The organism is Entomomonas sp. E2T0 (assembly GCF_025985425.1).
Classification (GTDB): Bacteria; Pseudomonadota; Gammaproteobacteria; order Pseudomonadales; family Pseudomonadaceae; genus Entomomonas.
The window spans coordinates 2930172-2950010 of sequence record NZ_CP094972.1 but is presented as its reverse complement, the minus strand read 5'-3'; the positions used below and the strand labels follow the sequence as shown (position 1 = coordinate 2950010).

Here is a 19839-nt window from a genome sequence, read left to right as displayed (position 1 = left end):
AAGAATTTGCGAATACTTAAATAATACAAATTATTGATTGCTAGTTTTGGTTATAAGTAATGCCTGTTAAACTATCTAGCTTGATGTTTGGAGATAACTATGGCATTGCTGAAATTTACTGATGTATCATTGGCTTACGGTATGACACCTTTATTAGATAAGGTGTCATGGCAAATAGAAAAGGGCGAGCGTGTTTGTATTATTGGTCGTAATGGTACGGGTAAGTCTAGTTTATTGAGTTTAGTAAAAGGGATTAATCAACCTGATGATGGTGAAATATGGCGAGCTCCTGGTTTAAAGATTGGGGAGTTACCTCAGGAGTTGCCTAAAGCTGATAATCGCATTGTATTTGATGTGGTAGCAGAAGGTTTAACAGGGGTAGGAGAGTTATTAGCTCGTTATCATCATTTAAGCCAACATATTAATAATGATGACGATTTACAGCAGTTAATGCAAGTTCAACAACAATTAGAAGCGAAGGATGGCTGGCGATTACAGCAATTAGTAGAAACTACTTTAACAAGATTACAATTGCCAGCCGATAAAAAATTAGCAGAATTATCTGGTGGTTGGCGGCGTAGAGTTTTACTAGCCCAAGCGTTAGTGGCTGAGCCAGATTTATTATTATTAGATGAACCAACTAACCATTTAGATATAGGGGCGATTAATTGGTTGGAAAATGCTTTGATGGATTTTAAAGGCGCTATTTTGTTTATAACCCATGATCGTAGTTTTTTACAGCATTTAGCTACACGTATTTTAGAGTTAGATCGTGGTTATTTGATTGATTGGAAAGGTGACTATGCAAGCTTTTTAGTGCATAAGGAGCAACAGTTAGCTGCCGAAGAAACAGCCAATGCTTTGTTTGATAAAAAATTAGCTCAAGAAGAAGTGTGGATTAGACAAGGAATTAAAGCTAGGCGTACCCGTAATGAAGGACGCGTACGTGCTTTAAAAGCTTTGAGGCAGGAGCGTGCTGAGCGTAGAAATGTGCAAGGTAAGGCAAGTTTCCAATTAGATAGCTCTGAGAAATCAGGCAAGCAAGTTATTATTGCAGATAATATTAGTTTTGGTTATGAAGATAAGCCACAAGTAAAGGATTTTTCGTTGATTATTCAACGAGGTGATCGTATTGGCTTATTAGGTGCAAATGGTACGGGTAAAACAACCTTATTAAAATTATTATTAGGTGAGTTAGCGCCTAATAATGGACAGGTAAAGCATGGAACAAAGCTAGAAATTGCCTATTTTGATCAACTACGTAATCAATTGGATGAAGAAAAAACAGTATTAGACAATGTCGCTGAAGGGCGTGATTTTATCAGTATTGCAGGTCAAGAAAGACATGTGCTGAGCTATTTAGGTGATTTCTTGTTTAGTCCACAACGCGCAAGAACTCCTGTAAAGGCATTGTCAGGCGGTGAGCGAGCACGATTATTATTGGCTAAACTCTTTAGTAAACCAGCTAACTTATTGGTACTGGATGAGCCTACTAATGACTTAGATATAGAAACTTTAGAGTTACTAGAAGAAGTATTAGATAGTTTTCAAGGAACGGTTCTTATTGTCAGCCATGATCGTGTCTTTTTAGATAATGTAGCAACCAGTACTCTCGTGTTTGAAGGCAATGGTAAAGTCATTGAATATATTGGTGGTTATGATGATTGGTTAAGACAGGGTGGTTCACCTAAGTTGCTAGGTGTGCAAGATGAAAAACAAACAGCAGTAATGATTGAAACTACTGTGCAATCAGCTAAGTCAGTAGTGACACAAGAGCAATCTACAAAGCGAAAATTAAGTTATAAAGATCAGCGCGAACTAGATGCATTACCTGCCAAGATTGAAGCATTAGAGTCTGAGTTAGAGATATTGCAAGAACAAGTCAATAATCCTGATTTTTATCAGCAATCAACGGACGTAACCAGTGTTGTATTAGAAAAGTTAACTAATATGCAGCTTGAGTTAGATGGGTTATTAGAACGTTGGTCTGAGTTAGAAGGATAATAACTATATAAAAAAGCCCAGTACTTACTGGGCTTTTTATTGAAAATAGGTTTATTTTTTAAACATTCCCATAAGATCCCAAGGATATTCAGTAATGACACGAAGTTCATTGATATCATCTGAGAAGCCTGAAGAACGGTAAATAGCATAGCGAACACGTACACTGAGGTCTTTAGCTGGGCCTGTTTGTACTACATATTTCGCTTCAATATCATGCTCAGTTTCTGTTACCTTACCGCCTGATTTATTGCTATCACGTAGGTATTCAGAAATATTAGTACCACGAAGATATCTAGTCATAAAACTTAGGCCAGGTACTCCATATTTGCTCATATCAAGATCATAACGAGCTTGCCATGAACGTTCATTTTCATTATTAAAGTCTGAGTACTGTACAGAGTTAGCTAAATAAATAGCTCCACCACCGTCAACACCATAAGGATTACCTGGCCCATCTCCTGTTACACGTTGATGAGCTAAAGTAAACTTGTGGGCATCATAGGTATAGGAAGCTTGTAAACTCCATACATTAGAGTTGATTTTATCACCGTTATATACTTGACGACTTAGGTGTTTTACAGGGCCTTGACTTTTGGTATTGTAGTAATTAAAAGATAGGTCTACTGCTTGTTTATCATCAATTGGAATAGCGTAATCAACACCTACATATTTTTTCTTCCAGAAGTCTTGTACATCTGAATAATAAAGTGAAGCAGATAGATTATCAGTAAATTGATAAGTACCCCCAATAAAGTCAGCACGTTTTAAGCCAGTGCCTCTATCATTGTATAGTCCCCAATCATTAGACCTTGAATCCCGGTAGCTTTGATTCATTGCACGTAATGAGGTAAAGTGTCCAGCATTAATAGTAAGATTTTTAATTTCGTTACTGGTTAGTAAAAAGCCTTCTGCTGTTTCTGGGAATAAACGGGCATCATCCACAGAGAAAACAGGCGTGTCTACCATCTGTTCGCCATATTTTAAAACAGTGTTGGAGATACGCATTTTTACAGCACCGCTGCCTTTGCTATAGTTATCTTCAGCTCGTCCATGGCTATCAATCGGAAGTAATCCTGCACCATTACGTCCTCTACCTGTGTCTAGTTTAAAACCATACATACCAAATGCATCAACACCAAAGCCTATGGTTCCTTGGGTGAAACCAGACTCATAGGTAGCCATGAAGCCTTGTGCCCATTCCTCACGATAGCTTTGACGTTCTTTGCCATCTTGAGTCATATTTGAATTACTAGAGTTACGAAAATCACGCTTAAAATAAACGTTACGAATAAGCACATTTAAGTTACTGTCTTCTACAAAACCAGCAGATTCAGCTTGAGCGTTTTTATTAAGTATAGAGTGAGTTGAGGTGTCCTGCTGCTCTTCAGCGATGGCTAAAGTTGGTATAAGTGTTGCGATGGTTACTGCCAGCAAGTTATGTTTGGCTTTATTCATTTGCTAGTTTCCCTATTTCAAGCATGAGCTAAGTTTTTGTAATATCGGTTATTAGATGTATTGTTGTAGCAAAAAACTATGTAATAAAATAAGTAAGATCTTTTTATTAAATTTAAAAATATAATCATATTACCTCATTTGTTAAAAACTATAGCATTAAAGACATTGATGTAAAATAAGTAATTAAAATTTTTATGATTTAATGCAATTAGTATGCCTTTTGTGCTTTTTTGTTATAAAAAATGATAATTTAATTGTTTATAGTGATTGTGATTTTAAATTATTGTTATGAAAAGATAATCTCTAAATGATTTATGTTAGAGTTTTTTTTAATATTTTAAGTTAAATTGTTAATATAGCGTAAACTAAGTTACATACTGTTTTTAATAATAGGAATTGATATGTTTATATTAGATGAGTATTTAAATAAAGATTGTATTGCAATTGGCAATTTCCCACTTTGCCAATTACTACTAAAGGATGATAAAAAATATCCATGGTTTATTTTAGTACCAAGACGTAATGATACGATGGAAATATTTGACCTGTTACCTGATGAACAACATCAGTTATGGGCTGAAGTGACAGCTTTCAGTGAATTAGTTAAGGATGTTTTTAAAGCTGATAAGATCAATATTGGTGCATTAGGTAATATTGTTAGCCAATTACATATCCATGTAATAGCACGTTATAAAGATGATGTAACTTGGCCTCAACCTGTTTGGGATAAATTACCTGCAAAACCTTATGATGAGAGTGAAATAGACGCTATTAAAAAGCAGTTGCAAGAAATAATGCCTGTTACCTTTTCATTTAAGTGATTAATAATGAGTGATTTAGAGGCGCGTGTTAATGACTTGGAAAGTCGTCAGGCTTTCCAAGATGATACTATTCAAGCATTGAATATTACTATTGTAAAACAACAACAGTTAATAGACCTTTTAGAAAGAAAAGTACAGTTACTGATTAAAGGTCACAATGAGTTATTAGAGCAGTGGCGTGAGATTGAGGACAATATACCACCACCTCATTATTAAAATTTGTGTTATGAAGGGAACTTATTACCTTTTTAACTTTCTGTTAGAGGACAGAATCCTAAAAATCTGAAAAGTAAGTTTGAAGAGAAATAATAAATTTCTCATATATTTCTCTTTTTCTTATCTCTAGTAACTTTATTATAGAAAAGAAGCTAATTACTTTATTTAAGTAATTAGTCAGTGTTTTGTGTGTTTGTGAAAAATTAGGTTATAAATTAATTGATATTAAGTTTAATAAGGGGAGTTTAGCGCATTTATGTATGCTTTATTACAACCCTTTATTTGTCCAAGTTTAGATGCTGTAAAATTCGCTATAAAAGTGTCTATTGCAGCAGGGGTAACATTGTTTCTTGCTTTTTGTTGGGATTTAAATCAGCCGCAATGGGCAGCTGCAACTGCTGTGATTGTAGCTCAGCCTCATTCTGGGATGGTCGTAAGTAAAGGCTTGGCTAGGCTAGTAGGCACTATAATGGGAACAATAGTGGCATTAGTAATTACAGCATTGTTTAGCCAAACACCATGGCTCTTTATTGCTGCTATGGCTATTGTCTTAACCCTTTGTACTGCAGCTTCTACAGTTATTCGTAGTATTTGGTCTTATTCATTCGTGTTAGCAGGTTATACTACGGCAATTATTGTTTTACCTGATATTTTTAAGCCACTTTCTATTTTTGATTATGCCATTGCAAGATGTACAGAGATTTGTTTAGGGATTATATGTACTTCTGTAGTGTTTGCTATTTTATGGCCTGTTCGTGTTCATCATAGCTTAGTAACAGAGGCTTCTAATACGTGGAAGGCAGGTCTATTATCTGCTTGTAGCGCATTGAAAGGGCAAAATGTTAATGAGAGCTTATTAAATAGCCTTGCAAAAATTGTAGCTGTAGACGCACAGCGTGAACATGCACTATTTGAGGGCGGTGATGGCAAAAATCGGGCAAAAGCTATCCAGGATATGAGTCATGATATTCTGGCATTATTACGTGCAGCAAGGGGTGTGGCGAGACAATGGAAGTTTCTATCTAGAGAAAGCGCTGAGCAGTTGCAACCTTGGCTTGATGAGTGTATTGAGAAATTAACTATTCCTACCCATAAATCTTTAACTCACTTAGCAAAAAGCCTCTATGAAGCAGGCCGTATTAATAAAGAGATGGAACAAAAAGATATTCTAGCTCGATTAGAAATGGTTATTCGTTATGCTATTGCGGCAGGATTAGATTTGTCATCAGTACGCAGTGGTAAATTGCACAGAAGAGCAAAAGCTACTTATTTATCAATACATAGAGATTATTCATTAGGGTTATTCTTTGGTTTGCGGACAGGGCTAGCTTTTATTGTATTAGCTGCTTTTTGGATGTTATGGGGCTGGCCTATTAATGAAGCAAGTGGTGCTTTAATGATGGTAGCTGTTACTTGCAGTCTCTTTGCCAATAGAGAAAATGCGGCTCAGATAAGTATGGGATTTTTGCGTGGGATTTGCTATGCAGTGATCGTAGCTTTTGTCGTTTCTCAACTTATTATTCCTTCTTGGAGTGGTTTCCCACTATTGTGGTTGGCTATAGGTGTACCACTATTTTTTAGCTCACTTGGTCTTGTTAAACCTGAGATAGCTGGTACTTGTACTATATTTTCTATTAATATTGTAATGTTATGTAGGCCAACTAATCATGGCTTTCAATCTACCGAAATGTTTATTAATCAGGGTTTAGCCATGCCATTAGGCATTATAGCGGCGATGCTAGCATTTCATTTGGTTAAAATTAACACACCTTATTGGCAGGGCAGATATATGTTAGGAGCTATGCTAAAGGATTTAAGGAAACTGACGCAAAGTTCGGTGGGTGGCGCTGAAACATGGTTTGGTGGACGAATGGCGGACCGTTTAATTTTGTTAGCACGCCATCGAGAAATAATGGCAGCAAAAGCTGAGGAACGCTGGAATGATGCCTTGCATGTAATGGATATGGGTGATGAGATACTTAATCTACGTAGTAGTTTAGTGGGGCAAAAAGTATTACGTACAGATTTAGCTGATTATTTAGCGGTATTAGTGAAAGTATTTGAGAAAGAACCTGATAGTATTAATACATCTCTTTTAGATGAGGCAAGTGAGAAGCTTAAATCTGCTATTAGGAAAAAAGATGTTGATACTAATTCATTATTAGCATTGTCATCTGTTAAACAGTTACAACAAATTTGGTCTGCTTGGAGTCAAGAACAATCTAGACAAAAGGAAGAAAATTATGGGGTTGCATGAGGTGGCTATTGGTGGTATTTATATCAGTCCGCTACTAGTTTTTGCAATATTAGCATTACCTATTACCAAAGGTGTGTTAATGCTTATTCAAAAAACCCCATTACCCCGATGGATATGGCATGAAATGCTATTTATTTGTGCATTATATTTATTGATTTTTTGTATACTGACATTAATTGTTGGCGTCTTTTTTTAGGGTGAGGTAAGTGTGCGTTCAGTTATACGTGTAGGTGTGACTCTATTTGTAGTAGTGCTTGCTATTATTGCGGCCATTTTGTTATGGCGGTTCTATATGTTATCACCATGGACAAGAGATGCTAGAGTTAGAGCAGATATTGTAACCATAGCGCCTGATGTGGCAGGTTGGGTTATTGAACTTAAAGTTAAAGATAATCAGCAAGTGAATGAAGGTGATATATTGATGACGATTGATAAAGATCGTTATCAGGCGGCTTATGATCAGGCAAAAGCGATTGCTGAAACTAAAAAACAACAAATGTATTTAAAACAACATGAAGCGAAACGCCGTCGTATACTTGGTTCAAAAGCAATTAGTGCAGAATTATTAGAGAATGCTCAAATAGAAGCAGCTATTGCCAAAGGTGAGTATGATCAATCATTGGCACAACTTGAATTAGCCAAACTTAATTTAGATCGAAGTATTGTTAAAGCTCCACGTTCTGGACAAATTACTAACTTACAATTGGTGCAAGGTAATTATATTAAAGAAGGCCAAGCGGCTATGGCGATTGTGGTGAAGGATTCTTTATATATACAAGCTTATTTAGAGGAAACCAAATTACCAGGTGTTCAGGCTGGAATGCCAGTAGCTATTCGCTTAATGAGTGGTAGTAAGTTATTAAAGGGACGTGTTGAAGGTATCAGTCGTGGTATTACGGATCGTAATGCTACACCAGATGGACAATTATTAGCGGATGTAGAACCTACTTATAATTGGGTTCGTTTAGCACAGCGTATCCCTGTTCGTATAGAGTTTGATGAAATACCAGAAGATATCCATTTAGCAGCAGGTATGACAGCCAGTGTGCGAATTGGTGAACCAAGATTTGCTGATTTATTTATTTTATGGTGATGGTTTACAGCTTCTCTCATAAGGCAGGGATGGGAGAAACTGTCAAAATGAGAGTAGATTAACCAATAGCAACTTTAGGTAATTCAGCCATTTCTATTTCAACGCTTTCATTGGGAAGTAAGGCAGTTGCATCACCCACTACAATACGTTTATTACGTTGATTAAATACCTTAGTAGATAGGCGCACTTGATTCTTAGGTAACTTTTCTAAAACTTCAATTTCAATTCGTAAAGTATCACCAGCATGAACAGGGCGTAAAAATTCTAAGGTTTGTGTTAAATACACTGAACCTGGGCCTGGTAGATGGCAAGCCATAGCTGCACTGATAAAACCGGCACTCAACATCCCATGTGCAATCGGTTTTTTAAAGCTAGTAGTGGCTGCATATTCAGCACTTAAATGAACAGGGTTGTTATCACCAGATGCTGCAGCAAATAATAAAATATCTTTTTCTTCTACACTTCTTTCAATAGTAGCTTTTTGACCGATCTCAATGGCATCATAAGTAATGGTTTGAATTGTATTTGGCATGATTTACTCAATGTAATGTCAATTAAATCGTTCATTTTAACTAAAATTAATCACTAGTTTAAATAAAATTGTTGTTTATTTTGGTTTGGTTAAGTAATTAGAAAGTCTTACTTAGACATATTATTAATTTGAAATAAATAACTATTAGTTAATATCAGTCGTTGGAAATGATATAATTCAACATTACATAATTAAAAAATAGCTGAGTTAATTATTCACTTTCTATTAATAGCTGTATCATACTAATTTACTAGTTTTTTGCATAATGGTGTTCTTATTGATTTTAGTTAATAAGAATTAATAAGTAAGGTTTTTTTGTGGCTGAATCAACAACAGAGTTTAATTACCCTAAACTGGATAAAGTAACCGTAATAGGGCTAGGTCTTATTGGTGGCTCTTTTGCTAAAGCAATAAAAGAGCGGGGTCTTAGTCAACAAGTAGTAGGCTTTGATAAAAGCGTTGATACTTGCCAAATAGCTATACAAAATCAGGTAATAGACCATTCGGCTGCGTCTCTTATTGACGCTTGCCAAAATGCAGACCTTATAGTATTGGCTATTCCTATTCTAGCAGTAGAAAAACTTTTACCACAGTTAGCTGAACTTGATTTAGGAAAAGCAGTTATTACTGATGTGGGGAGTGTTAAAGGTAATATAGTTGATGCTGTGCGTTTAGCAATGCCAGATCAGTTATCTATATTTGTTCCAGGGCATCCTATAGCAGGTTCTGAGCGTAGTGGTATAGAAGCTGCTAACAGTGAGTTATTTGTTAATCATAAAGTGATTTTGACACCTAATGATCAAACCAGTTTAACTGCTTTACAGTTAGTAACAAGTATTTGGCGGACATTGGGTGCCGATGTTGAGCAGATGTCTGTTGAACATCATGATGAAATTTTAGCAGCCACTAGTCATTTACCCCATTTATTGGCTTATGGCTTAGTAGACTGTTTAGCAAAAAATCATGATAACTTAGATATTTTTCGTTATGCCGCGGGAGGTTTTCGTGACTTCACCCGTATTGCGGGCAGTGATCCTATCATGTGGCATGATATTTTTCTGGCAAATAAAAAAGCAGTGCTCGCTGTTTTAGATAGTTATATGCAAGAGTTAAATGGGCTCTATAAAGCTGTTGAGGAAAAAAACGGCACAGAGTTATTAGATGTTTTTACTCGGGCAAAAGCAGCACGTGGTCATTTCAATAAGATTTTAGAAGATAGAGCTAATATGAACAATAAATCTCAACAACCAACAGATTTAATTTTTATTGCTAAACCCGTTAAAAAATTATCAGGTCAATTACAAGTTCCAGGTGACAAATCTATTTCACATCGCTCTATTATTTTTGGTTCATTAGCGGAAGGTGTAACCACCGTTGATGGCTTTTTGGAGGGTGAAGATGCGTTAGCTACCTTACAAGCTTTCCGTGATATGGGGGTGACTATTGATGGGCCTGATGAGGGTAGAGTGGTTATTCATGGTGTTGGAATGCGAGGCTTAAAAGCGCCTTCTGGAGCAGTATATTTAGGTAACTCAGGTACTTCAATGCGTTTATTGGCAGGTTTATTATCTGCTCAAGCCTTTAGCTCTGTATTAACAGGTGATACTTCTTTATCAAAACGTCCCATGAATCGTGTGGCGAAACCGCTTAGAGAAATGGGAGCTGTTATTGAAACAGGAGCAGAGGGAAGACCACCTCTAAGCATAGAAGGCGGACATCTTTTAACTGGTATGCACTATGATATGCCCATGGCGAGCGCACAAGTTAAATCATGCTTATTATTAGCAGGTATGTATGCTTCGGGAGAAACATCCGTTACAGAGCCAGCTCCTACTCGAGACCATACTGAGCGTATGTTAAGAGGGTTTGGTTATCCTGTTGAAGTTAATGGTTCAACTGTAACGATTAAACCAGAAGGTAAACTAACCGCAACTAATATCCATGTACCTGCAGATATTTCCTCAGCTGCCTTCTTTTTAGTAGCAGCAACGATTGCTGAGCAGGCAGATTTAACATTGACCCATGTAGGTGTCAATCCAACACGGACTGGCGTTTTAGATATTCTGAAGCTAATGGGTGCAGATATTACTCTGGAAAATGAAAGAGAAGTTGGTGGAGAGCCAGTAGCTGATATTAGAGTGCGTAGTGCAAAATTAAAAGGTATTCAAATTCCAGAAGAGCTAGTTCCTTTAGCGATTGATGAGTTCCCTGTATTATTTGTAGCAGCTGCTTGTGCAGAGGGAACAACAGTATTAACGGGTGCTGCTGAACTAAGAGTAAAAGAGTCTGATCGTATCCAAGTAATGGCTGATGGCCTAATCACTTTAGGTATTAAAGCAGAACCAACAGCTGATGGAATTATTATTGAAGGTGGACAAATAACCTCAGGAGAGGTGTGGAGTCATGAAGATCACCGTATAGCAATGTCTTTTGTAGTTGCTTCTATTCGTGCACAAGGTGATGTTCGTATTCGCGATTGCGAAAATGTGGCTACTTCTTTTCCCAATTTCTTAGAATTGGCTCAACAATGCGGTATTAATGTAAAACAGGAGTAGAGTGGATGGCAGTAGAGCAAATACCTTTAATCACCATTGATGGGCCTAGTGGTTCTGGTAAGGGAACCATAGCTACATTGCTAGCTAAAAATTTGGGCTATAACTTATTAGATTCAGGTGCTATTTATAGGGTATTGGCAACAGCCGCTGAAAAGCATCAGATTGCATTAGACGATGAAAGTGCATTAGTTCAGTTAGCAGAAGATTTAGATGTTGTTTTTAAGGTTGATACAAACCAAGATAAACAATCTATCTTGTTAGAAGGCCTAGATGTGTCAGACAAGATTCGTACTGAGTCAGTGGGTAGTTGTGCTTCTAAAGTTGCTGCTTTACCAAAGGTAAGAGAAGCCTTATTACAGCGGCAAAGAGCATTTTTAACAATGCCAGGGTTAGTTGCTGATGGTCGTGATATGGGAACAATCGTATTTCCTACTGCTCCTTTAAAATTCTTTTTAACAGCTAGTGCTGAGGAAAGGGCTAGAAGGCGCCATATTCAGTTGAAAAAAGCCGGTGAAGATGTTATATTGGGGAGTCTTATTGATGAAATTAGAAAGCGTGATGAACGGGATACTAATAGATCTGTTGCTCCTCTAAAGCCAGCAATTGACGCTATTGTTATAGACTCAACCACGCTAACGATTGAACAAGTGTTGCAAGAAATTTTAACTGAAGTATCTAAGCACACTATTTTTAGTTAGTTTAAAAGTAATTTTTTCATACCAAAGAAACCAGCTAAAGTTCTTTGGTATTTTATTAACTAACCCGTATTTAAGCTGGAGATACGGTTAGACGATTTATCGTCTTTAACTACAGGTATGAACATGAGCGAAAGCTTTGCAGAACTTTTTGAAGAAAGTCAAAAAATCCAATTAATGCAGTCTGGTTCTATTGTAACAGGGACTGTGGTTGATATCGCCGGTGATTGGGTTATCGTTGATGCTGGATTAAAATCTGAAGGTTTTATTCCTTTAGAACAATTTGTAAATGAACAAGGTGAAGTAACCATCAAAGTTGGGGACGACGTTCAAGTAGCTTTAGAAGCTGTTGAAGATGGTTGGGGTGAAACCAAGCTTTCCCGTGAAAAAGCTAAGCGTGCTGAATCTTGGCAAACGCTTGAAGCTGCATTCGCTGCCGAAGAAGTGGTTAAAGGCCTTATCAATGGTAAAGTTAAAGGTGGCTTTACAGTTGATGTTAATGGTATTCGTGCTTTCTTGCCAGGTTCATTAGTAGACGTGCGTCCTGTACGTGATACTTTACATCTAGAAGGTAAAGAGCTTGAGTTTAAAGTTATCAAGTTAGATCAAAAACGTAACAACGTTGTGGTTTCTCGTCGTAGCGTATTAGAAGCTGAAAACAGTGCTGAGCGTGAAGCATTATTAGAGAACTTACAAGAAGGTCAAGAGGTTAAGGGTACTGTTAAGAACTTAACTGATTACGGTGCATTCGTAGACCTAGGTGGTGTTGATGGTTTATTACATATCACTGATATGTCTTGGAAACGCATCAAGCACCCATCAGAAGTAGTTGCTGTTGGTGATGAAATTGATGTTAAAGTATTGAAATTCGATCGTGAGCGTAACCGTGTATCTTTAGGCTTAAAACAATTAGGCGAAGACCCATGGATTGCAATCAAAGCTCGTTATCCACAAGGCACTCGTGCAATGGCACGTGTTACTAACTTAACAGACTATGGTTGTTTTGCTGAGTTAGAAGAAGGTGTGGAAGGTTTAGTTCACGTTTCAGAAATGGATTGGACTAACAAAAACATCCACCCATCTAAAGTGGTACAAGTGGGCGACGAAGTTGAAGTTCAAGTGTTAGAAATTGACGAAGAACGTCGTCGTATTTCTCTAGGTATCAAACAAACTAGAACTAACCCATGGGAAGACTTCTCTACTCGTTACAACAAAGGTGACAAAATCACCGGTAACATCAAATCAATCACTGATTTTGGTATCTTCATTGGTTTAGAAGGCGGTATCGATGGTTTAGTACACCTATCTGATATTTCTTGGAATGAAACAGGTGAAGAAGCTGTTCGTAACTACAAGAAAGGTGATGAAATTGAAACTATCATTTTATCTGTTGATGCAGAACGTGAGCGTATTTCTTTAGGTATCAAACAACTTGAAGCTGATCCATTCCTTGACTATGCTGAAACTCATGACAAAGGCACAGTAGTTAAAGGTATAGTGAAAGAAGTTGATGCTAAAGGTGCAATTATCACTTTAGCTGAAGAAGTTGAAGGTCAACTAAAAGCTGCTGATATTTCTCGTGAGCGTGTTGAAGATGCGCGTACAGTATTGAAAGAAGGCGAAGAAGTTGAGGCGAAGATCACTAACGTTGATCGTAAATCTCGCGTAATCACTCTTTCTATCAAAGCTAAAGATGTTGAAGAAGAGAAAGATGCCCTTAAAGAGCTTCGTAAACAAGACGATACAGCACCAACTACATTAGGTGACTTATTCCGTCAAAAATTAGAAGATCAAAATAATTAATGATCTGCTAATAAAGTAAAAAAGGGCGATTTATTCGCCCTTTTTTATTGTTTATTCATTTATATAAATATATTAAAGATAATAATTACAGCATGATAGAGTTAAAAAATGAATTATTTCAAATAGAGCTAATTGATGAAAGTACGTTTACTTTAGACTCTACGGATAATAAGGTCTATAACAAATTATTTAACCCTATAAATTTAAAAAGAAGTGATTGTTATAACCTTATAGTTCTTTAATAATTATATTGTAGAGATTGATTTAATAGTATTAGAAGTATTAATTGTAAGCAGTTTTCTGATCATGAAATATTTTTCTCTATTAATTACTTTAGTGGAGGGTATCTTATATATGGTGAGCTTGAAATTATAAAATTAGATAATGGATTTAATAAGGAGTGGATATTTGGCTATAGTGATGTATTTATTAGCACTACTGGTGAGGAATCATTTCAAATTAAAGATAAAAAAATACATCTTCTTTGTTGGGATGGTAATAAATTGATATTGGATAAAGATGGCAATCTTATACAACAACTATCTAGTTCTATAAACTAACCTATATTAGCTGGTTGGATGAAAATAAATCATATATTTTCTAGAAAAAAGCTTTACAAAAATTAAAAAACCTCTATAATGCACAACCCATAAAGCCGGTATAGCTCAGTCGGTAGAGCAACTGACTTGTAATCAGTAGGTCCCGAGTTCGACTCTTGGTGCCGGCACCATATATAAAGCCTAGTTAATTGATTTAACTAGGCTTTTTTTATTTAATAGCTTTTATTAACCCCTAATTTAACCCCTATTTTATTTTTTAACCTACCTTAATTAAGTTAAATTTCAGTTTTTAATTTTGCGGTTAAATAAAAAAGCTAGAGATACGGTCACCACATTTTAAAATAATAAGTTTTATCCTACCTCTCCCATACTTAACTAGATATATTATTAATTAGCTTTTTGCTGATCTAACCATTGTTGCCTTTCTGTTATTTCTTTTTGTAGTCTTGGGCTTGGTTGTGTCCATTTTTCTTTAGGTAAGGGCATAGACCATGCTAGGATGGTTTCATCTTTAAAGTCGGGGATTTCATTTAGTTTCCAACTGTCATAAAAATCCACTAAAAACTCACCCAAAAGTACAATGCTACCTAAACTACAAATAGCCCCTATTAAATCGCCTTCTTTCCATTCCATAATCATTCGCCCTATGCGCCCATCTTTTATAGGATGTTTATTGCCAATACTAGGCTCTGGACAATCCTCTGCGCCTATTTCCATAAAGCTACGGATACATTCCCATTGGGCAAAACCACCCTCAGCAAACGCACAATTAGACGAAAACACCGCCACATATTGCTTTGTTTTGGGATGAGGGGCATAGAGATTAAAAATAGCCTGAGTAATTACCCCATGTCGACCATAGGTATTGATTTCTTTGGTTTCGGCTTTAATTTTTTCCCAAGGGATAAACCAATCCTGTTTTTTATAGCGTATATACACTTCTCGTCGCTGACGGTTAAATCGTATTCTAGGTAAAGGGGCGGATTTAAATAGGGCATAGATACTGCCTAATATAATAGGAAAGCATACAATAAGTGAGATAATGACTAAACCACCACCTTTTGAAAAATTTTCCCATCCCATTAAGTAAACAATTAAGCCTATTAGCCAAGAGTAACCCCATAAAAAAACATAAACACCAGCAATAGCATATTCAGAACAAATATCTAAAATATTATGAGTTTTGCGTCCAATAATCCCCCTATATCGCCTGCGGTATGGCCAGTAGGGATAGGTGGCGGGGATAATTGAACGGTTTTCATTAGGCTATCCTTATGCTTTAGGGGTTAATTGTTGTGAGGTTAAGGTTACTAAAGTATCTCTAGCATTTATAAGCTCACAGTTGCTAGGGTTGGTTAATTCTTCTACACCACTGTGTTGTATACGGAAATAATAATCTTCCACTTGTAGATTTTTAGCTATTTCGGCTATCTGCTTATTGTATAGTGTGATAATAGGATTAGTATAGTAAATATGCGCTTCTAGCTGTTCGATTTCTACAGCCTCAAGCTCTGCTTTTAATACAATACCTTGCCCTATCTCATGGGGTATCCACTGCGCTTTACTACGTTTTTGCCAAGCAGGGGTAATAATATTAATATCATGATTATAGTATTTAGTATGTTTAGCTTTTAAGGTAAGCATCACTTCTGCGCTATGATCGGCAGCAGGCAGATAAATAGTAAGCTGTTTAAGGCGATTATAAACAGAGGCAAACTCACCATCACGATAATGTCTTGTTGGCGCATTGGGATTACTGGCAAGTTGGTATTCACTTACTAAGGTAGGTTTAAAAAGTAGTTTAACCAATTCCGCTAAATCTTCTACTAATTGACTAGCAGTAGGATTAGTATATTTAGGGCGAGTACCCCAACAGCAACCACTTAAAAAGTGTTGTAAAGGCGTTTCTTGTTGTGCAATCATAACAATAGCTTTTTGGGTATTAATATACTCTAGGCGGTTTTTGTAGTTTCTTTGCTTATCGTTCATTCTGATAACCTCTAACGATTATTAGGCTTTTAACTTTTTTAAAGACAATAAAAGTCTCTATTAGCTAACCAAAGGGTTAGCTAATGATTAATGTTTATAATGAGTTAATTGATTTTTGTTTAGCTAGCTTTACTATGTTGTCTTTCTGCTAAACGTTGCTCTATCCATTCTTGGATTTCGTTATATTCCCAAAAAGTTGATCGACCAACTTTAGTGTATTGGGGAAATATACCTGCATTAACATAGTTATATATGGTAGCTCTTGATAAGCCTGTAATAGATATTACTTGAGAGAGTTTGATAAATTTTTTAGTTGATAGCATAGCTAAATTCCTTAACTGGTAAGAGTAAAGGCAGTCTAGCTACTCGGAAATATATAATATCGAAAGGTAGGTAATAGATAGAATAGGTTATCAAGTAACTCCATGCTGTTTGCATTGTTCAATATCTATGTCCTAACAGTTTGTAATTATAAATTATTTTGCTAGGGTAGTCTTGTGTTTTCTTGTTATTGCTAAGTATTGCTTAGTAAGTTTATCGCTTTTTATTAATAATATTCATGATGATATTAAGTTTTATATTTTGGTAGCTGTACAAAGACAAAAGACTCTTTATTGATTAGGTTTTTACTATAAAAATATTTCATGGTTCTTTTACAAAAAAATAGATTTATATGGTATTAGTAGATATAAATAAACCCGCCTAAAGCGGGTTAATCTCTAATGACAATGTTTAGTACCCGCTTTTCTATCCATATGACAACCATTTTTATCCGTGCGACCAGAATGAGCACTGTAAGACTGCTTGCTAGTAAGCCAACCACTATAATAGCCAGTATTAGCTTTTTCATTGAAACATCCTTTTTTGGGTTTTAATTAACTTATCAATATATCAAAAGGATATCTTTTTTAATAATTACTTTAGATATGTAATAGCATGAGTTTTTTATGTTTTCTTATATATAAGTTAAGCGAATAGAATTAGAAGATAATTAAAAATTTAACTTACAGATAATAATTAATAATGAAAAAACTATTATTAGTTATTTTTTCTTATATAGGGAGACTGAATGTTTACCACCGTATCAATAATCATCTTGGTAAGTGTTTTATTTGTACTAAAAGAGCTTCTAAGATCAAAAAATAAGAAAAACTCGAAGAGAAGCAGTTGGGGTCCTCCTTTAAGAGAACAGACAATTCAAAAGCCTAGCCCTAACATTAGAGATAAAGGAGATCAGTTAAAAATCGTATCTTCTGAGAGTGTAGAGTTTTCAACTAGAAAACTTATGGGATTCCATGAGTATAAGGTTTTTAATTTAATTGAAAAGGAAATTATTCCAGATTTTAAATATTGCAGAGTATTTGCTCAAGTAAGTCTTGGTGAGATCTTAGATTCTAGCTATAACTTGGCTCGTAGATGTATTAATAGTAAGCGTGTAGATATCTTAATTATTGATGGTAGTGGTAATCCTTTGCTAGCTGTTGAATATCAGGGATCAGGTCATTATAAGAGCGATGCAGCTTTGAGAGATGCTGTAAAAAAAGAAGCATTACGTAAAGCAGGTGTTGGTTATATAGAAGTTACTCCTGAGCATACAAATGATGACATTAAATATATTGTAAGAAGATCACTTGAAGGTCGAGTAGTAGTGAAAAATAATACTGAACAAAAGCCAGTTGAGCAGTTTTCTGTATAGTTGGCTAATAACTTAAGGTAATGTAGTAGTCACGACCAGATCGTACAGTAACCCATTTTAAAAAGGTGTCTGTTAGGTTAGATCTGGTCTAAATTCTTTTCTAACCAGATCAGTTTTCCATCAAGTAATGTTTCCATAGGAGTTCTTCCACAGCATATTTTACCTTGATGAGTTCGGTTATTATTGTAGTAATCTAGCCATTCGTCCAGATCTTTTTGCAGTTCCTCTAGATGATTATAAAGCTTTTTCCTAAAGGTAATTTGGTAAAACTCTTGTGATACAGTCTTATGGAATCTTTCACAAATACCATTAGTCTGCGGTGACATGGCTTTAGTTTTAGTGTGATCAATATCATTGATCGCTAAATAGAGCTGATAATCATGGTGTTCTACCTTTCCACAATACTCTGTGCCTCTATCAGTGAGTATTCTCAACATAGGCAGTTCATGACTATTATAGAAAGGTAATACCTTATCATTAAGTATATCCGCTGCGGTAATCGGTGTTTTAGTGGTGTATAGCTTACAATGAACTACCTTTGAGTAGGAGTCGATAAAGGTTTGTTGGTAAATTCTACCTACACCCTTTAAGTTACCTACATAAAAGGTGTCTTGGCAACCTAAATAACCAGGATGAGCAGTTTCTATCTCACCACTCGCTTCATCATCGTGCTTTTTCTTTTCTAAAGCAGCTATTTGTTGATCGTTGAGAATAATACCTTCAGTAGCTACTTTTTCTTCTAATGCTTTAAGACGTTTTTTAAAATTCTCTAAGTTATACCTAAGCCAAATAGAACGAACACCGCCACCTGAAACAAATATACCTTGCTTTCTTAACTCGTTACTAGCTCTGTGTTGACCATAGGCAGGATACTCTACAGCATAAGATACTACTGATTGCTCTGTTGTTTCATCCACTCTATTTTTTAGATTAGGTACTCGTCTACTTTTTGAAATAAGCGAATCGATATCACCTTGCTCTACAAGTTCTTGGTAGCGATAAAAGGTATCTCTTGATACCCCCATTACTTTACAGGCTTTGGATACGTTTTGTAGTTCTTCTGCTAAGTTTAAAAGACCTACTTTATGTTTAATGATTGGATTGTTAGTATGTAACATGAGAGTTACTCCTTTTGTTCTGATTAAAGTTTCAACACCTTTATCAAAACGGGTAACTCTCTCTTTTGCAAGAAAATTGTACGATCAGGTCTTAACTATTCCATATTATCAGATATATTTGGGGTAACACTGCTTCCTCTAGGCCCATAGTTTTTACAGCCATTTTCCAGATCATTTACAGTAAAACCTGCATAAGAGGTTGTAGATAAAAAGGTAGTTAATACTATTAATATTATTTTTTTCATATCTCTCTCCTAGAGCTTCCTTTGAATTAAAATAACTTATATATTTTCAAGTTATTATAAACTTAGAATAATCTATTAATAGCATTTTCCTTTATTAGACTTTAGTATTGGAATTATTTGTTTTTTCTAAACTTCCTAGGAGCTATAGCTTTTTGAGACCATAGACTAATCTTATTAGCTCTAGCTTGTTCTTCTGCTTTTTTGTATTGCTCGTTTTTCTTCCCAAAAGGACAGTACCAAGCCATTCCTTTTTGAATCATTATAAGATTAACATCTTCATAACATGAAGGTTCAAATTTTGTTAAATAGGTTGGTGCGCTATATTTGAACAGTAGAGCATGATAGTTCCTAGAGTATATCTATACCTATCTTTACCATGAGTATCTACCCTCACAGTTTTATTGAATATAAGATCAGATAAGGCTTTTCTGGACGCAGTGCCAAAATCTTGTTTACGTTCAGGCGCATCTATTTGATAGAGCCTAATCTTATGTTGAACTTTATCAGCAGTTAAACAGGTAATAGTATCACCATCAGCAATAGCTACTACTTTACAAGTGAGAGTATCAGCAAAGGAAATAATTGGGCAGAGTAATAGAATGGAGAATAGCTTCATATTATTTGTTTATCAATGAGATATACGACTATAGTATATAGCCTATAAATAGAAATTACACTATTTTGATTAATAAAAAAATATTTAATGAAAAATAATTTATATTTAATAAGGTAATGATTTAATTGATTTTTATTTTTATTGACACCTAATATTATTTCAAAGCAAAATGGTTTTGCTTGCA

At 35.5% G+C, this 19839-nt stretch carries 19 protein-coding genes, 1 tRNA gene and 1 pseudogene; 11 read left to right on the top strand and 10 right to left on the bottom strand.

The annotated features are described in order from the left end of the window. Nucleotides 1–99 precede the first annotated feature (99 nt). Nucleotides 100–2004 (top strand): ATP-binding cassette domain-containing protein, encoded by a 1905-nt coding sequence (locus tag MTZ49_RS14040; protein WP_264746079.1) that lies wholly within the window; start codon nucleotides 100–102, stop codon nucleotides 2002–2004. Between the two features lie 51 nt (nucleotides 2005–2055). Here the strand turns inward: MTZ49_RS14040 and MTZ49_RS14035 are convergent, their stop codons facing one another. Next, the gene (locus MTZ49_RS14035; RefSeq protein WP_264746078.1) at nucleotides 2056–3459 is read right to left on the bottom strand and encodes an OprD family porin; all 1404 of its coding nucleotides are present in this window, start codon (nucleotides 3457–3459) and stop codon (nucleotides 2056–2058) included. Between the two features lie 401 nt (nucleotides 3460–3860). On the opposite strand from MTZ49_RS14035, the gene MTZ49_RS14030 reads away from it, so the two are divergent. From MTZ49_RS14030 to MTZ49_RS14010, 5 genes are all read left to right on the top strand, one after another. Further along, entirely contained in the window at nucleotides 3861–4280 is a 420-nt protein-coding gene (locus MTZ49_RS14030) for an HIT domain-containing protein (protein ID WP_264746077.1), read from the top strand. A 6-nt stretch (nucleotides 4281–4286) separates the two neighbouring features. Further along, entirely contained in the window at nucleotides 4287–4496 is a 210-nt protein-coding gene (locus MTZ49_RS14025; RefSeq protein ID WP_264746076.1) for a SlyX family protein, read from the top strand. A 256-nt stretch (nucleotides 4497–4752) separates the two neighbouring features. Next, nucleotides 4753–6753 (top strand): FUSC family protein, encoded by a 2001-nt coding sequence (locus MTZ49_RS14020; protein ID WP_264746075.1) that lies wholly within the window; start codon nucleotides 4753–4755, stop codon nucleotides 6751–6753. Next, nucleotides 6740–6949, top strand: coding sequence for a DUF1656 domain-containing protein (locus MTZ49_RS14015; RefSeq protein ID WP_264746074.1), 210 nt, complete (start codon nucleotides 6740–6742; stop codon nucleotides 6947–6949). The genes MTZ49_RS14020 and MTZ49_RS14015 overlap by 14 nt, the downstream gene beginning before the upstream one ends. A 12-nt stretch (nucleotides 6950–6961) precedes the next feature. Further along, nucleotides 6962–7846 (top strand): efflux RND transporter periplasmic adaptor subunit, encoded by an 885-nt coding sequence (locus tag MTZ49_RS14010; protein ID WP_264746073.1) that lies wholly within the window; start codon nucleotides 6962–6964, stop codon nucleotides 7844–7846. 58 nt (nucleotides 7847–7904) lie between these two features. On the opposite strand, the gene MTZ49_RS14005 is transcribed toward MTZ49_RS14010, so the two are convergent. After that, a complete protein-coding gene (locus tag MTZ49_RS14005) occupies nucleotides 7905–8378 on the bottom strand; it encodes a MaoC family dehydratase (RefSeq protein WP_264746072.1) in 474 nt (157 codons plus the stop codon). Between the two features lie 317 nt (nucleotides 8379–8695). Here MTZ49_RS14005 and MTZ49_RS14000 point away from each other — a divergent pair, with 317 nt between their 5' ends. From MTZ49_RS14000 to MTZ49_RS13985, 4 genes are all read left to right on the top strand, one after another. Beyond that, nucleotides 8696–10933 (top strand): bifunctional prephenate dehydrogenase/3-phosphoshikimate 1-carboxyvinyltransferase, encoded by a 2238-nt coding sequence (locus MTZ49_RS14000; RefSeq protein WP_264746071.1) that lies wholly within the window; start codon nucleotides 8696–8698, stop codon nucleotides 10931–10933. A 5-nt stretch (nucleotides 10934–10938) separates the two neighbouring features. Beyond that, nucleotides 10939–11631: a (d)CMP kinase gene (gene cmk / locus MTZ49_RS13995; protein ID WP_264746070.1), complete on the top strand. Its 693-nt coding sequence runs from the start codon at nucleotides 10939–10941 to the stop codon at nucleotides 11629–11631. A 123-nt stretch (nucleotides 11632–11754) separates the two neighbouring features. Then, nucleotides 11755–13431, top strand: coding sequence for a 30S ribosomal protein S1 (gene rpsA / locus MTZ49_RS13990; RefSeq protein ID WP_264746069.1), 1677 nt, complete (start codon nucleotides 11755–11757; stop codon nucleotides 13429–13431). A gap of 654 nt (nucleotides 13432–14085) precedes the next feature. Further along, nucleotides 14086–14161: transfer RNA gene (locus MTZ49_RS13985), tRNA-Thr, on the top strand. Between the two features lie 217 nt (nucleotides 14162–14378). Here the strand turns inward: MTZ49_RS13985 and MTZ49_RS13980 are convergent. From MTZ49_RS13980 to MTZ49_RS15845, 4 genes and pseudogenes are all read right to left on the bottom strand, one after another. Beyond that, nucleotides 14379–15074: a DUF6708 domain-containing protein gene (locus MTZ49_RS13980; protein WP_264746068.1), complete on the bottom strand. Its 696-nt coding sequence runs from the start codon at nucleotides 15072–15074 to the stop codon at nucleotides 14379–14381. A gap of 189 nt (nucleotides 15075–15263) precedes the next feature. Beyond that, entirely contained in the window at nucleotides 15264–15980 is a 717-nt protein-coding gene (locus MTZ49_RS13975; protein ID WP_264746067.1) for a hypothetical protein, read from the bottom strand. 119 nt (nucleotides 15981–16099) lie between these two features. Beyond that, a complete protein-coding gene (locus MTZ49_RS13970; protein WP_264746066.1) occupies nucleotides 16100–16303 on the bottom strand; it encodes a helix-turn-helix transcriptional regulator in 204 nt (67 codons plus the stop codon). Nucleotides 16304–16699: 396 nt separating this feature from the next. Next, nucleotides 16700–16765: pseudogene (locus tag MTZ49_RS15845) on the bottom strand (YHYH domain-containing protein); the annotation flags it as partial. 284 nt (nucleotides 16766–17049) lie between these two features. Here MTZ49_RS15845 and MTZ49_RS13965 point away from each other — a divergent pair. Next, nucleotides 17050–17676: a DUF2726 domain-containing protein gene (locus MTZ49_RS13965; protein WP_264746065.1), complete on the top strand. Its 627-nt coding sequence runs from the start codon at nucleotides 17050–17052 to the stop codon at nucleotides 17674–17676. Between the two features lie 77 nt (nucleotides 17677–17753). Here the strand turns inward: MTZ49_RS13965 and MTZ49_RS13960 are convergent, their stop codons facing one another. From MTZ49_RS13960 to MTZ49_RS13950, 4 genes are all read right to left on the bottom strand, one after another. Beyond that, nucleotides 17754–18794, bottom strand: coding sequence for an IS481 family transposase (locus tag MTZ49_RS13960; RefSeq protein WP_264745663.1), 1041 nt, complete (start codon nucleotides 18792–18794; stop codon nucleotides 17754–17756). 95 nt (nucleotides 18795–18889) lie between these two features. Continuing rightward, nucleotides 18890–19039, bottom strand: a complete 150-nt coding sequence (locus MTZ49_RS13955) for a hypothetical protein (protein WP_264746064.1) — start codon at nucleotides 19037–19039, stop codon at nucleotides 18890–18892. 113 nt (nucleotides 19040–19152) lie between these two features. Further along, nucleotides 19153–19371: a thermonuclease family protein gene (locus MTZ49_RS15840; protein WP_413774196.1), complete on the bottom strand. Its 219-nt coding sequence runs from the start codon at nucleotides 19369–19371 to the stop codon at nucleotides 19153–19155. Next, nucleotides 19341–19655, bottom strand: a complete 315-nt coding sequence (locus MTZ49_RS13950) for a thermonuclease family protein (RefSeq protein ID WP_264746063.1) — start codon at nucleotides 19653–19655, stop codon at nucleotides 19341–19343. Before MTZ49_RS13950 ends, MTZ49_RS15840 begins: the two co-directional genes overlap by 31 nt. Nucleotides 19656–19839 lie beyond the last annotated feature (184 nt).

Excerpts from the sequence above, each read along its gene's own strand:
- MTZ49_RS13965 (WP_264746065.1), top strand. The coding sequence starts at position 17,050 with ATGTTTACCACCGTATCAATAATCATCTTGGTAAGTGTTTTATTTGTA.
- MTZ49_RS13955 (WP_264746064.1), bottom strand. The coding sequence starts at position 19,039 with ATGAAAAAAATAATATTAATAGTATTAACTACCTTTTTATCTACAACC.
- MTZ49_RS13960 (WP_264745663.1), bottom strand. The coding sequence starts at position 18,794 with ATGTTACATACTAACAATCCAATCATTAAACATAAAGTAGGTCTTTTA.
- MTZ49_RS14005 (WP_264746072.1), bottom strand. The coding sequence starts at position 8,378 with ATGCCAAATACAATTCAAACCATTACTTATGATGCCATTGAGATCGGT.
- MTZ49_RS13950 (WP_264746063.1), bottom strand. The coding sequence starts at position 19,655 with ATGAAGCTATTCTCCATTCTATTACTCTGCCCAATTATTTCCTTTGCT.
- MTZ49_RS14020 (WP_264746075.1), top strand. The coding sequence starts at position 4,753 with ATGTATGCTTTATTACAACCCTTTATTTGTCCAAGTTTAGATGCTGTA.
- MTZ49_RS13970 (WP_264746066.1), bottom strand. The coding sequence starts at position 16,303 with ATGCTATCAACTAAAAAATTTATCAAACTCTCTCAAGTAATATCTATT.
- cmk (WP_264746070.1), top strand. The coding sequence starts at position 10,939 with ATGGCAGTAGAGCAAATACCTTTAATCACCATTGATGGGCCTAGTGGT.
- MTZ49_RS14030 (WP_264746077.1), top strand. The coding sequence starts at position 3,861 with ATGTTTATATTAGATGAGTATTTAAATAAAGATTGTATTGCAATTGGC.
- rpsA (WP_264746069.1), top strand. The coding sequence starts at position 11,755 with ATGAGCGAAAGCTTTGCAGAACTTTTTGAAGAAAGTCAAAAAATCCAA.
- MTZ49_RS14015 (WP_264746074.1), top strand. The coding sequence starts at position 6,740 with ATGGGGTTGCATGAGGTGGCTATTGGTGGTATTTATATCAGTCCGCTA.
- MTZ49_RS14035 (WP_264746078.1), bottom strand. The coding sequence starts at position 3,459 with ATGAATAAAGCCAAACATAACTTGCTGGCAGTAACCATCGCAACACTT.
- MTZ49_RS14040 (WP_264746079.1), top strand. The coding sequence starts at position 100 with ATGGCATTGCTGAAATTTACTGATGTATCATTGGCTTACGGTATGACA.
- MTZ49_RS13980 (WP_264746068.1), bottom strand. The coding sequence starts at position 15,074 with ATGGGATGGGAAAATTTTTCAAAAGGTGGTGGTTTAGTCATTATCTCA.
- MTZ49_RS14025 (WP_264746076.1), top strand. The coding sequence starts at position 4,287 with ATGAGTGATTTAGAGGCGCGTGTTAATGACTTGGAAAGTCGTCAGGCT.
- MTZ49_RS13975 (WP_264746067.1), bottom strand. The coding sequence starts at position 15,980 with ATGAACGATAAGCAAAGAAACTACAAAAACCGCCTAGAGTATATTAAT.